Origin of the sequence: Brucella sp. H1_1004 (assembly GCF_047308065.1) — a bacterium.
Lineage (GTDB): Bacteria > Pseudomonadota > Alphaproteobacteria > Rhizobiales > Rhizobiaceae > Brucella > Brucella pseudogrignonensis_B.
Map to the genome: position 1 here is coordinate 782,234 of NZ_JAYKZA010000002.1, position 18,416 is coordinate 800,649.

Consider the following 18,416-nt stretch of genomic DNA (forward strand, 5'->3'; position numbering starts at 1 on the left):
GTAATGTCTTGCTTGTTTCTCTCACGGCTATTTTGCTTTTATTGATTGGTGTTGGTCTGGGTGCCGCGGGCACCTATCTTGTCACGCTGGGCGGCAGCTGGTTCTTCGTAATCGCTGCCATCGGCTTTCTACTGACAGCCTTTTTCCTCTTCAAAAGAAGTGCAGTTGCGCTCTGGGTTTACGCGCTCGTCATTCTTGGTTCGCTTGGTTGGGCTGTGTCAGAAGTTGGCTTCGACTGGTGGGGCCTTGGATCGACCGGCGGCGTAATCGTTCTTCTCGGCCTGTGGCTGTTGACCCCGTGGATCAGAAAGCCGCTCAATGGCGGCGGTTTGCCACTGACCGTTGCCACGCTGGCCGCTCTGGTTGTCGCGGGTTATTCGATGACGCAGGACCCTTGGAATATTTCGGGCGATCTGCCAACCGAAAAGGTGGCTGCATCTCCTGATCTGGGTGGCAATGTCCCCGATGGCGAATGGCATCAATATGGTCGCACGCCTTATGGGCAGCGTTATTCCCCGCTGACACAAATCACACCGGAAAATGTCTCCAAGCTTCAGGTCGCATGGCAATATCAGACCGGTGATGTGAAGCAGCCGGAAGATGTCGGCGAAACGACCTATCAGGTGACGCCGCTGAAAATTGGCGATTCGCTTTATCTTTGCACACCGCATAACTGGGCCATTGCGCTTGATGCAGCAACGGGTAAGGAAAAGTGGAAGTTTGACCCGAAAGTCGGCTTCAACACCGATCGGCAGCACCAGACTTGCCGTGGTGTCAGTTACTGGAAGGACACCGCAGCAACGGCTGGTGCCAAATGTTCCGAACGGGTCTATCTGCCAACCTCGGATGCTCGCCTGATCGCGCTCGATACGCGGACAGGCGAAATCTGCACCGATTTTGCCAATGGCGGTACGCTCGATCTTGGCCATGGCATGAAATATAACCCGGCTGGTTATTATTACTCAACTTCGCCACCGGCGGTCGTCGGAGACAAGATCATTGTCGGCGGGGCAGTCAATGATAACTATTCGACTGAAGAGCAGTCGGGCGTTATTCGCGCCTTTGATATCCGCACTGGCGATTTGCTGTGGAACTGGGATTCTGGCAATCCGGATGTCACGACACCGCTGCCTGAAGGCGAGCACTACACGACCAATTCGCCAAACAGCTGGTCTGTTTTCAGTGTTGATGAAGGACTCGGCCTGGTCTTCATTCCGCTCGGCAATCAGGTTCCTGATCAGCTCGGCATGAACCGCAGCGATAATGTTGAGAAATATTCCTCCTCCATCGTGGCACTTGACGTAAACACCGGACAGCCAAAATGGGTGCGCCAGACCGTACACCACGATCTATGGGACATGGATGTGCCTGCACAGCCTGTTCTTCTGGACATTAATGGTGTGCCTGCGCTGGTGGGACCAACCAAGCAGGGCGATATTTATGTGCTTGATCGCCGGACGGGCGAGCCGATTATTCCGGTTCGTGAAATCCCTGCACCCACGGGTGCAATCCCGGAAGATCACACATCGCCGACGCAGCCGATTTCTGATCTGACATTCAGTCCCGCACCACTGACTGAAAGCAGCATGTGGGGCGTAACCCTGTTTGATCAGCTGGCATGTCGTATCGCTTTCCGCAAGCACTTCTATGAAGGCCGATACACGCCACCTTCGTTGAAGGGGACGATTGTCTATCCGGGCAATTTCGGTGTTTTCAACTGGGGTAGCGTGGCTGTTGATCCAGTACGCCAGGTGATGTTCGGCATGCCAACCTATCTGGCTTTCACATCGCAACTTGTTCCGCGTGCCGATATCCCGCCACGTGGTCAGGATGAGAAGGGGAGCGAGCAGGGTCTGAACCGCAATGACGGCGCACCTTATGGTGTGTTCATGGGGCCATTCGTCAGCCCGCTTGGCATTCCTTGCCAGACACCGCCATGGGGCTTTGTCGCGGGTGTGGATCTGCGTACAGGCAAAATCGCCTATAAGCATCGCAATGGTACGATTGAAGACATGGCCCCTGTTCCGCTGCCGCTCAAAGTTGGCGTTCCGGGCATCGGTGGCCCAATGATCACCGCTGGTGGCGTTGTGTTCCTTGGTGCAGCGGTGGATGATTATCTGCGCGCTTATGACCTCACCAATGGCAAGGTGCTTTGGCAGGCACGCCTGCCTGCGGGCGGTCAGTCTACACCGATGACCTATACGGTTGGTGATCAGCAGTTCGTGCTGATGGTGGCCGGCGGTCATGGCTCGGTGGGCACCAAGCCCGGCGATTATGTAATCGCCTATACGCTGCCGAAAGAAAGCGAACAGTAATAAAAAACGCCGGGACGTTCCCGGCGTTTTTTATGAGTGTGGATTAGATTTTGCCGTGCAGCAACTCGCCCTTTCGCGGCGATGAAGAATGATCTTTATTATTCGCAAGCTCATGAATGATGGGGCAGTCAGGCCGGTTGTCGCCATGGCAATTGTGGGCGAGATGGCGCAGCGTGTCAGCCATGTTCTGCAATTGCTTCATTTTCGCTTCGAGGTCTTTGACGTGTTGAAGTGCAACCTTTTTCACATCCGATGACGCCCGATTGCGATCACGCCAGAGCGTGAGCAGCGCCTTAATCTGTTCAACCTGAAAGCCAAGGTCGCGGCTGGAACGGATGAAGCGCAGCGTTTCGACATCTTTTTGGGTGTAAACGCGATAGCCGGAACTGGTCCTGTCGGCAGCCTCGATAAGCCCGATGGTCTCATAATGGCGAATCATTTTCGCCGATATGCCTGATGCGGTTGCTGCCTGGCCGATATTCATGCCGTTCCTCTCAAACTATGAGCTTCGGATATAGGAACGAGACATATTCATTCAAAGAGGTTTCCGCCGGAAAATCCGGCGAAAACGGAAGCTTTTGCTCGACTCTTAAGGCCTTAGAGCGATCTTTGTGCGCCCAAGAGGGCGCATGGCGCTCTGGTTAAGCCGTAAAATCGCTCTGGGTGCCGTGGGCTTCAATGGCCTGTGCAAGTCGTTGCAGGGCGTGCACATAAGCGGCAGAGCGGACAGAAACCTTGTGCTCTTTCGCGTGGTTCCAGATTGCGCGCCCTTCACGTTCCATGATGGTCTTCAGGCGCTCATGAATTTCTTCCAGCGTCCAATAATACCCCTGACGATTTTGGACCCATTCGAAATAGGAAACCGTGACACCACCAGCATTCGCCAGAATGTCTGGCAGAACGACGACGCCGTTCTTTGCGAGGATTTCGTCAGCTTCTGGCGTCACAGGGCCATTGGCCAGTTCGACAATCAGCTTAGCTTTAATAGACGCGGCATTGTTGGCATGGATCATGTTTTCCATGGCGCTTGGCACCAGAACATCGCATTCAGCTGCGATCAGCTGATCCGGCGTGATCGCTTCATGACCATTCTTACCAGCGGTGGAAACAACCGACTTGTTCTGTGCTTTGGCCTCCAGAAGCGCTTCGAGATCAAGACCGTTTGCGCAGTAAACCGCGCCGGACGAATCCGATACGGCAACAATCTTATGACCATCGCTTGCCATCAGCTTTGCGATGAACTGGCCGGCATTGCCGAAGCCCTGAACCGTGACGCGAAGCGTTGAGGCAAGGCCGAGATCTTCCGCGAGATGACGCACGAGATAAAAGCCGCCACGTGCCGTCGCATCATTTCGGCCGAGCGAGCCGCCGAGCGCCAGAGGCTTGCCTGTGATAACAGCAGGCGAAGACTGGCCAACGATCTGCGAATATTCGTCTGCCATCCAGCCCATGATCATGGAGTTGGTATAGACGTCCGGTGCGGGAATGTCGCGATCCGGGCCAATAATGCCGGAGAAAGCTTGAATGTAAGCGCGCGAAAGGCGCTCAAGCTCAGCCTTGGAAAGCTGGCGTGGGTCAACCTGAATAGCACCCTTGCCGCCGCCATAAGGCAGATTCATAACGGCACATTTGAAAGTCATCCAGAAAGCGAGCGTTTCAACTTCTTCAGCTGTTGCTTCCGGATGGTAGCGAATGCCGCCTTTGGTTGGTCCGCGCGTGTCGTCATAACGGCAGCGCCATGCAAGAAAGGATTTGCGCGATCCGTCATCCATACGGATCATCAAGCGCACTTTCATGGTTTCACGGGCGTATTTGAGTTTTTCGATAACATCCGGGTCAATATTGATGTGGCTTGCGGCCTCGTCCAGACGAACGAGTGCGCTTTCGAGTAGATTCTCCTTAGTCATCAAATCACCTTTCTTGCTTTTGCCCCTCTTTAAACAGGGGTTTATGAACGCTTGAGTAGCGCCTCACGCAATAAAAGGAAAGAGAAAAGGACAACAATATTGTCCTATTTGGCAGCTATGTTTTGGATCTTTTCTAATATTACTTGATGCTAATATTTTATCTGTAAGGCAGCTTAACCGATCGTGAACGTGATGTCGCGAAATGGTGGCCGTGTCGTATTTATGACGTCTTATGACGCAAGCCTGCTTTCTATTATCCGCCTGAATCAATACAAATATGGTCAAAGGTTTTTCATGCGCCACAGAAGAGCATGAACCGTAAGACTGGTGGTTTGTATATGTCCCGCTTTTCGCTCGCTTCTATCGTTGGTAACGCGCTGACCGGCAACAAGAACTGGAAGCCCCAATGGCCGAATGCCGAACCCAAGGCCGAATATGATGTGATCATCGTTGGCGCAGGAGGGCATGGTCTGGGTGCGGCCTACTATCTGGCCAAGGAACATGGCATCACCAATGTCGCGGTGATTGAAAAAGGCTGGCTTGGCGGCGGCAATACCGGGCGTAACACGACCATCATCCGCTCCAACTATCTCTATGATGAGAGTGCGCATCTCTACGAACATGCGATGAAGCTGTGGGAAGGGCTGAGCCAGGACCTTAATTACAATGTCATGTTTTCGCAGCGCGGTGTGATGATGCTGGCGCATACGGTGCATGATGTGCAGAGCTTCAAGCGTCATATCCATGCCAACCGTCTCAATGGTATCGACAATGAATGGCTGACCAAAGAGCAGGCGAAGGAATATTGCCCGCCGCTCGATATTTCAGCCAATGCGCGTTATCCGGTTGTTGGTGCCACCTTGCAGCGGCGCGGCGGCGTGGCCCGTCACGATGCGGTTGCATGGGGCTATGCACGCGGTGCGACGGAGCGCGGCGTTGATATCATCCAGAATTGTCCGGTGACGGCTATCCGCCGCGATGCATCAGGTCGCGTCACCGGTGTTGATACGCCACGCGGTTTTATCAAGGCGAAGAAGGTGGCGGTGTCTGCTGCTGGCAGCACATCCATTGTCATGGATACGGCAGGCGTTCGTATGCCGCTCGAAAGTTACCCGCTACAGGCGCTTGTGTCCGAGCCGGTCAAGCCGATCTTCCCTTGCGTGGTCATGTCCAACACGGTTCATGCCTATATCAGCCAGTCCGACAAGGGCGAGCTGGTGATCGGCTCGGGTACTGACCAGTATGTGTCTTACAGCCAGCGTGGTGGCCTGCCGCTGATCGAGCATACGCTTGCGGCCATTTGCGAAGTTTTCCCGATTTTCACCCGTATGCGAATGCTGCGCAAATGGGGCGGCATCGTTGACGTCACGCCGGATCGTTCGCCGATCATTGGCAAGACGCCGGTGCCGGGCCTGTTTGTGAATTGCGGCTGGGGCACGGGCGGTTTCAAGGCGACACCGGGTTCAGCACATGTCTTTGCGCATACGATTGCCCGCGACGAACCGCATTGGATCAACGCGCCATTCACGCTGGAACGCTTCACCACGGGCCGCCTGATCGACGAAGCGGCTGCCGCCGCTGTGGCTCACTAAGGAAATAAGGGAAACACCAAATGCTTCTTATCCGTTGCCCTTATTGCGAGATGGAACGTCCAGAGCTGGAATTCGCCTATGCCGGCGAAGCGCATATTGCGCGTCCAGCCGATCCGTCGACGCTTTCCGATGATGAATGGCGTGATTTCCTCTTCACGCGCTCCAATCCACGCGGCACCCATTTTGAACGCTGGCGGCATATCAATGGCTGCGGTCGCTTCTTCAATGCGGTGCGCGACACGGTGAGCGACAAGTTTGTCACCACCTACAAGGCCGGTGAACCCCGTCCTGCTTTGGCAGAAACTCCGGCTGCGGAGACGAAATAATGACCGATATGCGTATTCACAACAAAGGCCGTGTCAACAAGGCCAAGTCCGTGCGGTTCAGCTTCAACGGCAAGACCTATTCCGGTTTTGAAGGCGATACACTGGCCTCCGCCTTGCTGGCCAATGGTGAACATCTGGCCGGTCGTTCGTTTAAATATCATCGCCCGCGCGGCATTCTTTCTGCTGGTTCCGAAGAGCCGAATGCGCTGATGGGCGTCTCGCGCGGGCCGGGTCGCTATGAGCCGAACACCCGCGCAACGGTTCTCGAACTCTATGATGGTCTCAAGGCTGAAACCCAGAACCATTGGCCATCGCTCAAGCACGATGTCGGCGCGATCAATGATGCGCTCTATATGTTCTTCTCGGCAGGCTTTTACTACAAGACCTTCATGTGGCCGAAAAGCTTTTGGAACAAGGTCTACGAGCCTTTCATCCGTGGCGCTGCCGGTCTTGGAAAATCGCCATCCGAGCCAGACCCGGACACCTATGCCAGCCGCTATGCGTTCTGTGATGTACTGGTTGCCGGTGGCGGACCTGCTGGTCTGGCTGCTGCTTTAGAGGCTGCAAAGAGTGGTGCGAAGGTTATTCTCGTTGACGAACAGGCCGAATTTGGCGGCTCGCTTCTGTCGGAACCAGAGCCGGTTATCAATGGCCGCGCAAGCTGGGACTGGCTCAATGAAACGATAGAAGCGCTCAAGGCCAATCCGAATGTCACGCTTTTGCCGCGCACGACGGCCATTGGCTATTACCACCAGAACATGGTCGGCCTTTGCGAACGCCTGACGGATCATCAGGCAAAGCCCGCCACCAATGCCCCGCGTGAACGCATGTGGCGTGTACGTGCCAAGCAAGTGGTTCTGGCGCAGGGCGCGATTGAAAAGCCGCTGGTCTTTGCTGGCAATGACCGTCCCGGCGTGATGCTGGCTTCCGCTGCGCGCACCTATCTCAATCGCTATGGCGTTAAGGTCGGTAATCAGGCTGTCGTCGTCACTTCGCATGACAGCGCATGGCTTGCGGCTTTTGATCTCGCGGTCGCAGGCGTAAAAATTCCGGCCATCATCGATGTGCGTTCAAGCGTTGCCGATAGCCTTATCAACCGCGCCAAAATGCTCGGCATTGAAACGCTGACCGGCTGGACTGTGACAGACACCGGCGGGCGCCATCGCGTGTCGTCGGTTCGCGCTAATCCGGTTTCTAACGGATCGGTCGGTGCTGCGCGCACGATTGCCTGCGATGTGCTGCTGATGTCTGGCGGCTGGAATCCGAGCGTGCATCTGTTCTCGCACACGAAAGGCTCTCTCGTATGGGATGAGGCGCGTCAGATCTATTTGCCGGGCGAACGAACCGAGGAAAGCCGCTGTGCTGGTGCAGGCAATGGTAATTTCGATTTGCAGGCCGCTCTTCGTGAGGGTGCACAAGCCGGTGCCGCTGCGGCCTCCGATGCCGGGCATAAGGTCAAAGCATCTGAATATGCGGTTGCCGGTGATTTCATCTGCGACGGCGTAAGCTGTCGCGAACTGCCAACCGATCGCGATCCGGGCAAGGCCAAGGCTTTCATCGATTTCCAGAACGATGTGACCGCCAAGGATATTCGTCTGGCTGTGCGCGAGGGTTTCCACTCTATCGAGCACGTCAAACGCTATACCACCAATGGCATGGCGACCGATCAGGGCAAAACCTCGAACATCAACGGTCTGGCTGTTGCCGCCGACGCACTCAAGCGGCCAACGCCGCAGGTTGGTCTTACAACGTTCCGTCCGCCTTATACGCCGACGACTTTTGGTGCATTCTGCGGTTATAATCGTGGAAAGCTGTTTGATGCTACGCGCAAGACGCCAATTGATAGCTGGGCCGAGCAGCATGGCGCCGCTTTCGAGCCGGTTTCGCTGTGGCGTCGCGCATGGTATTTTCCGAAAACCGGCGAAGACATGCATCAGGCCGTGGCACGTGAATGTCGTGCTACACGTGAATCATTGGGCATGTTCGATGCCTCTACACTCGGCAAGATCGAAGTGGTCGGCCCGGATGCAGCGGAATTTATGAACCGCATGTACACCAATCCGTGGACGAAGCTTGGCGTCGGACGCTGCCGTTATGGTCTGCTGCTTGGCGAAGATGGCTTTATCCGGGATGACGGTGTTGTCGGTCGTCTGACGCAGGATCGCTTCCATGTGACGACCACAACCGGCGGTGCCGCGCGTGTTCTCAATATGATGGAAGACTATCTCCAGACCGAATGGCCTGATCTGAAAGTCTCGCTCACCTCGACCACTGAACAGTGGGCCGTGGTGGCAATCAACGGCCCGAATGCGCGCAAGCTCATCGAGCCAATGGTCGAGGGCTTAGATATTTCCGATGAAGCTTTCCCGCATATGTCGGTTGCGGAATGCAAATTCCTGGGCGTGTCAGCACGTCTCTTTCGCATGAGCTTCACCGGCGAACTGGGCTATGAAATCAACGTGCCTGCTCGTTATGGTCTGTCGCTCTGGAAGGCGCTTTATGAGGCCGGTCAGCAATATGACATCACGCCTTACGGCACCGAAACCATGCACGTACTGCGCGCGGAAAAAGGCTATATCATTGTCGGTCAGGATACGGACGGCACGATCACGCCGGATGATGCAAGCCTTGGCTGGGCTGTTGGCAAGCAGAAGCCGGATTTCGTCGGCAAGCGTTCGCTGGCCCGTCCGGATATGCTGAAGAAGGATCGCAAACATCTGGTTGGTCTTTTGACTGTTGATCCCAAACTGGTGTTGGAAGAAGGTGCGCAGATCGTTGCCGATCCGAAGCAAGCCGTGCCAATGACCATGCTTGGCCATGTCACTTCATCTTATTGGAGCGAGGCGCTGGGCCGGTCTATTGCCATGGCCGTGGTCTCTGGCGGCAAGGATCGGTTGGGTGAAACGCTGTATATGCCGATGCCGGATGGCAGCGTGCATGAAGCGGTTGTTTCGGGCATGGTCTTCTATGACCCTGAAGGTAAGAAGCTGAACGGATAAGGATTGAACCATGCTTGTTGAAACCAAACCTTATTCGAACCGCAAGGTCGTCATTCCCGGTCGTCTGGAAATCCACGCAGCCGATGACGCTGCCCGCTTTGTCCTGCGCATTGAACCGGAAAAAATTGCCCTGGCTGAAAAGGCATTGAGCGCAAAAATCCCGGCGAAGATTGGCGATCTTGTTCGCACAGGTGACATTGCCGTTGCCTGTCTTGGACCCGATGAATGGTTTATCTGGGCCGACGAAAGCAAGGGCATCGCCATCACGCAGGCTTTCGCGAAACTTTATGAAACTGAACCGCATAGCCTGACAGAAGTCAGTCACCGCGAAACCGGCATTGATATTTCCGGCCCGCAAGCAGAATGGTTATTGAATGCCGCTTCGCCGCTTGATCTTTCGCAGATGAAGGCTCCGGGTGCCGCTCGCACGATCTTTGATCACGCCCAGATTATTTTGTTGAAATGGGATGCCGATCATTATCGTATCGAAGTTTGGAATTCATTCGCTGATCATGTCTGGACATTGCTGGAGCAGGTCAGCGTTGAGGTCTGATAGTCAACTCATTTTCTTTGAAAACGCCGCCCCACCGGGCGGCGTTTTTGCGTTAGAGCGCATCCCGAAAACTGTGAAACGGTTTTCGGAAAAAGATGCGCGTCAAAATACGAGATTAGAGCGTCAATCTGATCAAATCAGATTGAAATGCGCTCTAATACACCAATTTCAGCCTTGCCTTCTATAAATCCATATGTGAAGACTGTATTCACATAAGAAATTCATGAGGAGGGAATTTCCCGATGTCGGAAAGCGAACTGCCGCTGAGCGGGCTTGTCGTTGTCGATATGAGCCAGTTTCTGTCGGGGCCTTATTGCTCGTTACGTTTGATGGATCTTGGTGCACGCGTCATCAAGATTGAACGGCCTGATGGTGGCGATCTTTCGCGTAGGCTTTATCTCAGCGACACGGAAATCGGCGGCGATTCCACGATTTTTCATGCGATCAATCGCGGCAAGGACAGCCTCGCCATTGATCTCAAAAATCCCGACGATCTGGCTGCATTGAAGAAGCTTCTCACACAGGCTGATGTGCTGATCCAGAATTTTCGCCCTGGTGTCATCAAGCGTCTTGGTCTTGATTACGAGGCAGTCAAGCAAATCAATCCGCGTCTCGTATATGCTTCCATCAGCGGTTACGGTGAAGAGGGGCCATGGGTCGGGCGTCCGGGACAGGACTTGCTCGCACAGGCGCGTTCGGGCCTGATGTGGTTGAACGGTGATGAGGGTCAGGGACCAGTGCCTTTCGGTCTGGCAGTTGCGGATATGCTGGCTGGCGCTGCGGCCGCGCAGGGAATTCTCGCAGCGCTCGTGCGCCGCGGCATCACCAACAAAGGTTCGCATGTCGAAACCAGCCTTCTTGAAGCGCTGGTTGATTTTCAGTTTGAAGTGCTGACTACTCACCTTAACGATGGTCGCCGCCTGCCAAAGCGTTCCGAGTTCCGCAGTGCGCACGCCTATCTCGCAGCACCCTATGGTGTCTATCCGGCGGCGGATGGTTATCTCGCAATCGCCATGATGCCGATCGCGAAGCTGGCACCACTGCTTGAAACAGATACGCTTGCGCCTTTCATGGCCGATGCGAAACTGGCTTTTGCCAAGCGCGATGAGATCAAGCGGCTGATAGCCGCGCGCATAACCGAGAAAACTGTCGATGAATGGCTGGCTATTCTGGAACCGGCTGATATCTGGTGCGCGCGCGTTCTCAACTGGGAAGAACTGCTTGCAAGCGAAGGTTTTTCAACCCTCGACATGCTCCAGACGGTAACGCGTGAAGACGATGTTTCCATCACCACTACCCGTTCCCCATTGCGCATCAACGGACAGCGCCCGAAGGTGGCGCGCGCAGCACCACGCATTGGCGAAAACAGCAAAGAAATTCGCGAGGAGTTCGGTCTATGAGCACGATCAAGCTGAAAGGCATGACCTGGAGCCACCCGCGCGGCTATGATCCGATGGTCGCAGGCGCCGAACAATGGCTTGCTGACACGGGTGTTGAGATCAAGTGGGAAAAGCGGTCACTACAGGATTTCGAGACTTTTCCGGTTGAGGAACTGGCACGCAATTTCGATATGATCGTGATTGACCATCCGCATGTCGGCCAGATCACCAAGGAAGGCTGTCTGCTGCCGCTGGATGTGCCGGGCCGCGAAACAGACCTGAAAGCGCTTGCCGATGGCTCGGTGGGCCAGTCCTTCCCAAGCTACAACTGGCAGGGGCGGCAATGGGCGTTTCCGCTCGATGCGGCAACACAGGTTCAGGCATGGCGTCCTGACCTGATGGACAACCCAGCAACCTCATGGGGCGAGGTGCTGCGTCTGGCGCGCGCCAGGAAAGTTCTGCTGCCACTGCGCTCGCCACATTCGCTGATGTGCTTTTATACACTGGTTGCCAATGCCGGAACACCATGTTCGGTGGAAGGCGAGCTGATTTCGGTTGAAGACGGCTCACAAGCTTTCGAGCAACTGCGCGAGATTGCTTCGCTGGTAAAGCCAGAATGTTTTGGCATGGACCCGATTGCTGTGTTTGAGGAAATGGCAAAGTCCGATTCCGAGATTGCTTGTTCACCACTGATTTACGGCTATGTGAATTATGCCATGCCGGGTTTCCGTGATCGCCTGATCCGCTTTGCGGATATTCCTGCGGGTGCGGCGGGCGTTGCGGGTTCCGCATTGGGTGGCACCGGCATTGCAGTTTCTGCCTTCAGCAAGCATCCTGAAGCAGCAATTGATTTCGCCTACTGGATCGCCAGTGGGGCCTTGCAGAAAGGGCTTTATGCAGCTTCCAACGGCCAGCCCGGACATGCGGATGCATGGGAAGACGATACCGTAAACAATGCAACTTCAGGCTTTTATCGCGATACGCGCGCGACGCTGGAAGGTGCATGGGTACGTCCGCGTCACGATGGCTATATGCTGTTTCAAGAAGCAGCTTCCGAACGGATCAATAAGGGCTTGCTGGACAAGGAGAAGGCGGAGGTCGTCGTCGCCGATCTCAACCGGCTTTTCCGCGAAAGCTTCTGATCAATACTGTTTGGCTGGCGATTCTCTCGCCAGCCTTTCGGTTTAAATCTTCCAGATGCGCTGCGCATTCTCCGCAAGAAGCAGCGCCTTTTCGTCTTCGCTGCATCCTTTAAGCAGCGCATGGGTTGTCGCCACCCATGTCGAAAGCCCGGCATCAACATTGCTTGCAAGTGTACAAACCGGCCAGTCACTGCCCCACACAATCCGCTCCCAGCCGAAGGAATGGATCACATGCTCGACATAGGGGCGCAGCGTTTCAACAGTCCAGCTTTCAGCGTCGGCATAGGCAACCACGCCCGAAATCTTCGCTACGACGTTGTCGCGTTTTGAAATCTCGGTAATGCCGCGTTGCCAGTTTTCGAGAGCGCCGGATTTAATATCGGGAACGCCGCAATGATCGATAACGAATTGCAGGTCCGGCGCGAGGTCAGCGAGTGCCACCGCTTTGTCGATCTGGTTCGGCAGCGTGCAAAGATCAAAGGTTAGGCCCGTGCCTTGCAAACGTCTGATATTATCCCGGAACAGAGCCCCTTCGGACAGTTCGTCCGGCACTACATGCAGCACACGGCGAAAGCCCTTGATAAACGGATTGCGCAGGCTCTGTTCAAGATACGCGGCAAAGCCCGGTTCTTCCGGGCGACATGAGGCTATTGCACCTTTGATGAAGCCGCCATTGGCAGTTGCTATCCTCTGTACATGATCAGTCTCGGTCTGAATATTATCGGCCGCAACATCCACTTCCATGTGCAATGCGGCTTTGATCCCGCAGCGCTCGGCCTGCTGTCTGTAGGTCTGAAAAAGGAAGTCGCGGTTAAGCGCCGGAACATCGCTTAGCCATGGATAATTGAGCGCGCTTTTGTCGATCAGGTGCAGATGGGTATCGATAATCATAAAAAACTCTCCTCCGATGTCATACTTTCAAAAAAGAAGAGAGTTTTCAAATAAGAATTATCAATCTTGATTAATCTGTTGTTCCAATATCGGACCCAACCAGCTTTGAGAGGTCCTTGACGGTCTTTTGCAACAGGCTAATGGTCTGTGTGATGTCGGGTGCGGAGGCTGAATTGACGAGCGTCACATAAGGGCAGGTCAGCGCTGCAATGCAGGACCCGTCAGGGCCGAGAATCGGCGCTGAAAGGTTATAGACGCCGGCGACCTGCGCACTGGGCATCATTTCATAGCCGCGCTCACGGATCTGGTCGAGCCGGTCATAGAAGCTATCATCGAGATTGCCACTTTCGCCGTGTTTGACATATTCAGCAATCATCATCTTGCGCTCCTCCGGTGAGCGGAAGGCCAGCAAAGTGTGGCCGGAACCCGTATCAAACAGGCTGATATGCGAACCGACGCGGATCGAAATCCCCCAGTAATCCGGGGCTTCCTGCTGTGCAATCACCACGACAGAGCCCCGGTCAAACACAGCAAGCTGGTTGGCCTGTTTCGAGCGGTCGGCAAGTTCACGCATGAAGGGCGTGGCGAAAGACGCCAGTCTGCGCACCGGCGCATGAAGATGCGCAAGGCCGAACAGTTTTAGGGTCAGCGAATAACGGTCGCCTTCAAGCTTGGTCACGTAACCGCGCTTCACCAATCGGTCGAGCATGCGGTAAAACTCATTTGGGCTACGGTCGAGATATTTGGCGATCTCAGCCTGACTTAAGCCGCCATCGACGCTGGCCAGCAGTTCGAGAATATCCAGCCCTTTGTCCAAAGCAGGTGCGCGGTAGCGATCGTCTGTTTCCAAGTTCTGTCCCCTTATGAATATCTCATTTTATATGCGAATACCGTCGGCGATGAAAGACGGGATCACATCGAATGCGCCTTGACCAATTGTGAATATTATGTTTGCATATAAATATAGAATTCACAATTGGGGGCGGATATGGGAGTGTCCGTCATTGAGGAGGAAAGCATGAGGAATTTTACGACATCTGTGCTGGCGGGCTCAGTTCTGCTGGCGACAGGGATGGTTTCTGCGGGGGCAGCTGACCTTCCGGGCAAATTTGAAGGCGTGACAATCAACGCCAAGCTGATCGGCGGTCAGCAATATGAGGCGCTTTATTCGCGCATTGCGGAATGGGAAAAAGCGACTGGCGCCAAGGTGAATATCCTGTCGAAGAAGAATCACTTCGAGCTGGATAAAGAAATCAAATCCGACATCGCTTCGCGTTCGATCAACTGGTGTGTTGGCTCCAACCACTCGTCTTTCGCGCCGCAATATCCTGATCTCTATGCCGATCTGAATGCTTTGGTTCCGAAAGAAGAAATCGAAGGCTTTGTGCCTTCGGTGATCAAGGCTTCGACGCTCAACGACAAGCTCATCATGCTGCCTCGCGCGCAGTATGACGTGTCGGCGCTCTACTATCAGAAGAGCCTGTACGAAGACGACGCCAAGAAGACCGCATTTAAGGAAAAATACGGCTACGATCTTGCACCGCCTAAAACATGGAAAGAAGTTTCCGATCAGGCTGTGTTCTTTGCTGATCCACCAAATTTCTACGGCACGCAATTTGCGGGCAAGGAAGAAGCGATCAATGGCCGTTTCTATGAAATGCTGGTCGCTGAAGGTGGCGAATATCTCGACAAGGAGGGCAAGCCCGCTTTCAATTCGGAAGCCGGTGTGCGTGCGCTCGACTGGTTCGTCAATCTCTACAAGGCGAAGGCTGTTCCTGCTGGCACCACCAACTATCTTTGGGATGAACTGGGTGCAGGTTTTGCATCGGGCACCATCGCGCTTAATCTGGATTGGCCGGGCTGGGCGACTTACTTCAACGATCCAAAGTCCTCGAAAGTTGCCGGTAACGTCGGCGTTGCTGTTGCGCCGGAAGGTTCGGCTGGCAAGCGCACCGGCTGGTCGGGTCATCACGGCTTCTCGGTTACAGAATCCTGCGACAATAAGGATGCTGCTGCATCGCTCGTCTGGTTCCTGACCAATGAAGATTCGCAGAAGCAGGAATCGGCTGCTGGCACGTTGCCAACCCGCACCGCTGTCTGGGATTATGTGATCGAACAGGCTGCTTCCGATCCATATAAGAAAGAAGTGCTCTCGGTGTTCCAGGAAACGGCAAAGACCGCTTTCCCGGTTCCGCAGACCCCGTCATGGATCGAAATTTCCAACGCTGTCTATCCTGAACTTCAGGCAGCGATCCTTGGAGACAAGACCTCGCAGCAGGCTCTTGATGATGCAGCCAAGAAGGCAACGCAGATTCTTGAGGATGCTGGCGAACTCTAATTTTGCCGCATCATATTATGGCCCGCCTTTGGGAAACCGATTGGCGGGCCGTTTTGACAGGGTTTCTCGCTGCTCCACTGCCTCGGAAGAACAATGTTTAAACGTATTTCTCCGCCGGTTCTGCTTTTGCTCCCGGCCTTCATCATTCTCGCAGCGGTGGTTCTGTTTCCCCTCGCGCTTTCGCTTTATTCAAGCTTCACGCCATTCCGGCTGACGCGCCCTGACAGTCTGTTTACCTTCATCGGTCTGCGCAATTATCAGCGCATCATGACCGACTGGGTGTTCTGGGCTGCATTCATTCGCACGGTTGTTTTCCTCACCATCGCGCTTAATCTGGAAATGCTGCTCGGCCTAGGGCTGGCGCTCCTCATCAACAAGGCCACCCATGGCCAGCGCGTTTTGCGCACGCTGATGATGTTCCCGATGATGTTTTCGCCGGTTCTCGTCGGCTTCCAGTTCAAGTTCATGTTCAACGACAATATCGGTCTGGTGAACAATGCACTGCAATCGCTCGGCATTACCAGCCAGGCTATTCCGTGGCTGATCGATGGCAATCTGGCACTGATTGCCATCATGCTGGCAGAAGTGTGGATGTCGACTTCCGTATTTGCGATCCTTATTCTGGGTGGTCTTCTGTCGATGCCGCAGGATCCGGTGGAAGCAGCCCGCGTTGATGGCTGCACACCTTGGCAAACCTTCCGCTATGTGATCTGGCCTTATCTGATGCCATTTGCCTTTATCGCGATGACCATTCGTTCGCTTGATGTGGCGCGCGCTTATGACATCGTGAAGATCATGACCGATGGTGGCCCGGCACGACGAACTGAGCTGATCTGGACGCTGGTGGGACGCACCGCCTATTCGGATGCGCAGATGGGACTTGCCAATGCCATGGCCTATGTCGCGATCCTGCTCTCGATCCTCTTCACCGTAATGTTCTTCCGCAAGCTTGCAGCCGCACGCGCGCAAATCGGAGCGGAGTGGTAATCATGGCTTCCAAAACACTCTCTAATGATCAGCATCGCCTACTGCGTCGCGTCAAGAAAGTCGCGTACCTCATTGGCCTGTTTCTGGCGATGACGATCATCTGCTTGCCGGGCCTGTGGATCGTGTTGTCCTCGCTGCGCCCGCCGGTCGAAATCATGGCAAAGCCGCCGGTCTGGATTCCGCAGGAAATCACGCTTGATGCTTATTATGCGATGTTTTCTGGTGCTGGCGGCGGCGGTATTCCGGTTTGGGATTATTTCCGCAACTCGCTGATTATCTCTGTCACGTCCACCATCATCGCGCTGATTGTCGGTGTTTCGGGTGGCTATGCCTTTGCGCGCTTCCGTTTCTGGGGCAAGTCAACAACCTTTCTTGGCCTCATGTTGACGCGCTCGGTGCCGGGCATTGCGCTTTCGTTGCCGCTCTTCATGCTCTATTCGCGCATTGGCATCATCGACACGCATTTCGGCCTGATCGTCACCTATGTGGCGCTCAATGTGCCGTTTACGATCTGGCTGATTGACGGCTTTTTTCGTCAGGTGCCGAAGGATCTGGCGGAAGCAGCACAGATTGACGGATGCACGCGCTGGCAGGCTTTCTGGCAGGTGGAATTTCCGCTGGCTGGACCCGGTATTGCGACGGCGGGCATCTTCGCCTTCCTCACGTCCTGGAACGAATATGCGCTGGCTTCCCAGCTGACCCGCTCGGTCAATTCCAAGACCCTTCCTGTCGGTCTTCTCGATTACACCGCTGAATTCACCATCGACTGGCGTGGCATGTGCGCGCTGGCGGTCGTGATGATTATTCCGGCGCTGACCCTCACATTCATCGTTCAGAAGCATCTTGTTGCTGGTCTGACGTTCGGCGCGGTTAAAGGTTGATAGTACAATGGCTCAGCTTTCCATTAAAAATCTCGTTAAGCGTTATGGCACCGTTGAAGTGGTGCATGGCATCAATCTCGAAATCGCAGACAAGGAATTTGTAGCGCTTGTTGGCCCGTCCGGCTGTGGCAAGTCCACGACGCTGCGCATGATCGCAGGTCTTGAGAGCATTTCCGATGGCGCGCTTGAAATCGGCGGCAAAGTGGTCAACGATCTGCCGCCGCGTGATCGAAACATCTCCATGGTGTTCCAGTCCTATGCGCTTTATCCGCATATGTCGGTGCGCGAAAACATGGGCTTCTCGCTCAAAATCGCCACGCAGCCACAGGCGGAAATTGACCGCCGCGTCAATGAAGCCGCCGCCATTCTTGGCCTCGAAGCCTTGATGGAACGCCGTCCGGCACAGCTTTCAGGTGGTCAGCGCCAGCGCGTTGCTATGGGCCGCGCCATCGTGCGCAACCCGGAAGTGTTTGTGTTCGACGAACCGCTTTCCAACCTCGATGCGAAGCTGCGCACGCAGATGCGCACGGAGATCAAGAAGCTTCATGCCAAGGTGCAGTCAACCGTGGTTTATGTGACGCATGATCAGGTTGAGGCCATGACACTGGCCGACCGCATCGTCATCATGCGCGATGGCCATATCGAGCAGGTCGGCACACCGGATGAAGTGTTCAAGCGTCCAGCCACGCAGTTTGTTGCGGGCTTTATTGGCTCGCCGCCGATGAATATGGCCGAGGCAACCGTTCAAGGCGCGGAACTGGTCTTCGCCAATGATCAGCGCTTGCCGGTGCCTGCACAGTTTAAGGCCAAGGTCACTGACGGTGCCAAGGTGACATTCGGTCTGCGCCCCGACGATCTTTTCCCGACTGGCCACGGCCTGTCGTCGGGTGACGCCGGTACATCGCACGAGCAGGATCTGCGCGTATCGATCACCGAGCCGCTTGGCAATGAAACGCTGGTCTTTGTCGAATTTGCGGGCAAGGAATGGGTGGCGCGTATGCTCAACCCGCGGCACCTTAATTCCGGTGAAGTGATTTCCATGCATTTTGATCTGTCGCAGGCGCATCTGTTTGATGCGGCGAGCGGCAAGAGCTTGGCGGTTTAAT

At 54.9% G+C, this 18,416-nt stretch carries 15 protein-coding genes; 11 read left to right on the plus strand and 4 right to left on the minus strand.

Annotated elements, in window-relative coordinates:
- Window positions 1–8 precede the first annotated feature (8 nt).
- Entirely contained in the window at window positions 9–2,315 is a 2,307-nt protein-coding gene (locus tag U2P60_RS10955; protein WP_413572636.1) for a glucose/quinate/shikimate family membrane-bound PQQ-dependent dehydrogenase, read from the plus strand.
- Between the two features lie 43 nt (window positions 2,316–2,358).
- Here U2P60_RS10955 and cueR read toward each other — a convergent pair whose 3' ends face one another.
- Window positions 2,359–2,799 (minus strand): Cu(I)-responsive transcriptional regulator, encoded by a 441-nt coding sequence (gene cueR / locus U2P60_RS10960; protein WP_313827855.1) that lies wholly within the window; start codon window positions 2,797–2,799, stop codon window positions 2,359–2,361.
- Between the two features lie 157 nt (window positions 2,800–2,956).
- Window positions 2,957–4,222 carry a Glu/Leu/Phe/Val family dehydrogenase gene (locus U2P60_RS10965; RefSeq protein ID WP_413572638.1) on the minus strand — a complete coding sequence of 422 codons (1,266 nt, stop codon included), beginning with the start codon at window positions 4,220–4,222 and terminating at the stop codon, window positions 2,957–2,959.
- Between the two features lie 338 nt (window positions 4,223–4,560).
- Between U2P60_RS10965 and U2P60_RS10970 the strand changes: the two genes are divergently transcribed.
- From U2P60_RS10970 to U2P60_RS10995, 6 genes are all read left to right on the plus strand, one after another.
- A complete protein-coding gene (locus U2P60_RS10970; protein ID WP_313828594.1) occupies window positions 4,561–5,814 on the plus strand; it encodes a sarcosine oxidase subunit beta family protein in 1,254 nt (417 codons plus the stop codon).
- 20 nt (window positions 5,815–5,834) lie between these two features.
- Window positions 5,835–6,140: a sarcosine oxidase subunit delta gene (locus U2P60_RS10975; protein ID WP_313827857.1), complete on the plus strand. Its 306-nt coding sequence runs from the start codon at window positions 5,835–5,837 to the stop codon at window positions 6,138–6,140.
- Window positions 6,140–9,139 (plus strand): sarcosine oxidase subunit alpha, encoded by a 3,000-nt coding sequence (locus tag U2P60_RS10980; protein WP_413572639.1) that lies wholly within the window; start codon window positions 6,140–6,142, stop codon window positions 9,137–9,139. The genes U2P60_RS10975 and U2P60_RS10980 overlap by 1 nt, the downstream gene beginning before the upstream one ends.
- 10 nt (window positions 9,140–9,149) lie before the next feature.
- Entirely contained in the window at window positions 9,150–9,692 is a 543-nt protein-coding gene (locus U2P60_RS10985; RefSeq protein ID WP_313827859.1) for a sarcosine oxidase subunit gamma, read from the plus strand.
- Between the two features lie 242 nt (window positions 9,693–9,934).
- Window positions 9,935–11,092 carry a CaiB/BaiF CoA transferase family protein gene (locus tag U2P60_RS10990; RefSeq protein WP_413572641.1) on the plus strand — a complete coding sequence of 386 codons (1,158 nt, stop codon included), beginning with the start codon at window positions 9,935–9,937 and terminating at the stop codon, window positions 11,090–11,092.
- Window positions 11,089–12,213, plus strand: a complete 1,125-nt coding sequence (locus U2P60_RS10995; RefSeq protein ID WP_413572642.1) for an extracellular solute-binding protein — start codon at window positions 11,089–11,091, stop codon at window positions 12,211–12,213. Before U2P60_RS10990 ends, U2P60_RS10995 begins: the two co-directional genes overlap by 4 nt.
- Before the next feature lie 42 nt (window positions 12,214–12,255).
- On the opposite strand, the gene U2P60_RS11000 is transcribed toward U2P60_RS10995, so the two are convergent.
- Window positions 12,256–13,104, minus strand: coding sequence for an amidohydrolase family protein (locus tag U2P60_RS11000; protein WP_413572643.1), 849 nt, complete (start codon window positions 13,102–13,104; stop codon window positions 12,256–12,258).
- Between the two features lie 70 nt (window positions 13,105–13,174).
- Complete coding sequence (locus U2P60_RS11005) at window positions 13,175–13,969, minus strand: IclR family transcriptional regulator (RefSeq protein ID WP_413573761.1); 795 nt, start codon at window positions 13,967–13,969, stop codon at window positions 13,175–13,177.
- A 153-nt stretch (window positions 13,970–14,122) separates the two neighbouring features.
- Here U2P60_RS11005 and U2P60_RS11010 point away from each other — a divergent pair, with 153 nt between their 5' ends.
- The 4 genes from U2P60_RS11010 to U2P60_RS11025 all read left to right on the plus strand — a co-directional run bounded on the left by U2P60_RS11010 (window position 14,123) and on the right by U2P60_RS11025 (window position 18,415).
- Entirely contained in the window at window positions 14,123–15,442 is a 1,320-nt protein-coding gene (locus U2P60_RS11010; RefSeq protein ID WP_413572645.1) for an ABC transporter substrate-binding protein, read from the plus strand.
- 93 nt (window positions 15,443–15,535) lie between these two features.
- Window positions 15,536–16,429 (plus strand): sugar ABC transporter permease, encoded by an 894-nt coding sequence (locus tag U2P60_RS11015; RefSeq protein ID WP_313827864.1) that lies wholly within the window; start codon window positions 15,536–15,538, stop codon window positions 16,427–16,429.
- Between the two features lie 2 nt (window positions 16,430–16,431).
- Window positions 16,432–17,310, plus strand: coding sequence for a carbohydrate ABC transporter permease (locus tag U2P60_RS11020; RefSeq protein ID WP_007873406.1), 879 nt, complete (start codon window positions 16,432–16,434; stop codon window positions 17,308–17,310).
- Window positions 17,311–17,317: 7 nt separating this feature from the next.
- On the plus strand, window positions 17,318–18,415 hold the full coding sequence (locus U2P60_RS11025) for an ABC transporter ATP-binding protein (protein WP_413572648.1): 1,098 nt from the start codon (window positions 17,318–17,320) through the stop codon (window positions 18,413–18,415).
- Window position 18,416: the final 1 nt, after the last annotated feature.

Coding starts and splice junctions, on each gene's coding strand:
- cueR (WP_313827855.1), bottom strand. CDS start 2,799: ATGAATATCGGCCAGGCAGCAACCGCATCAGGCATATCGGCGAAAATG.
- U2P60_RS10965 (WP_413572638.1), bottom strand. CDS start 4,222: ATGACTAAGGAGAATCTACTCGAAAGCGCACTCGTTCGTCTGGACGAG.
- U2P60_RS10970 (WP_313828594.1), top strand. CDS start 4,561: ATGTCCCGCTTTTCGCTCGCTTCTATCGTTGGTAACGCGCTGACCGGC.
- U2P60_RS10975 (WP_313827857.1), top strand. CDS start 5,835: ATGCTTCTTATCCGTTGCCCTTATTGCGAGATGGAACGTCCAGAGCTG.
- U2P60_RS10980 (WP_413572639.1), top strand. CDS start 6,140: ATGACCGATATGCGTATTCACAACAAAGGCCGTGTCAACAAGGCCAAG.
- U2P60_RS10985 (WP_313827859.1), top strand. CDS start 9,150: ATGCTTGTTGAAACCAAACCTTATTCGAACCGCAAGGTCGTCATTCCC.
- U2P60_RS10990 (WP_413572641.1), top strand. CDS start 9,935: ATGTCGGAAAGCGAACTGCCGCTGAGCGGGCTTGTCGTTGTCGATATG.
- U2P60_RS10995 (WP_413572642.1), top strand. CDS start 11,089: ATGAGCACGATCAAGCTGAAAGGCATGACCTGGAGCCACCCGCGCGGC.
- U2P60_RS11000 (WP_413572643.1), bottom strand. CDS start 13,104: ATGATTATCGATACCCATCTGCACCTGATCGACAAAAGCGCGCTCAAT.
- U2P60_RS11010 (WP_413572645.1), top strand. CDS start 14,123: ATGAGGAATTTTACGACATCTGTGCTGGCGGGCTCAGTTCTGCTGGCG.
- U2P60_RS11015 (WP_313827864.1), top strand. CDS start 15,536: ATGTTTAAACGTATTTCTCCGCCGGTTCTGCTTTTGCTCCCGGCCTTC.
- U2P60_RS11020 (WP_007873406.1), top strand. CDS start 16,432: ATGGCTTCCAAAACACTCTCTAATGATCAGCATCGCCTACTGCGTCGC.
- U2P60_RS11025 (WP_413572648.1), top strand. CDS start 17,318: ATGGCTCAGCTTTCCATTAAAAATCTCGTTAAGCGTTATGGCACCGTT.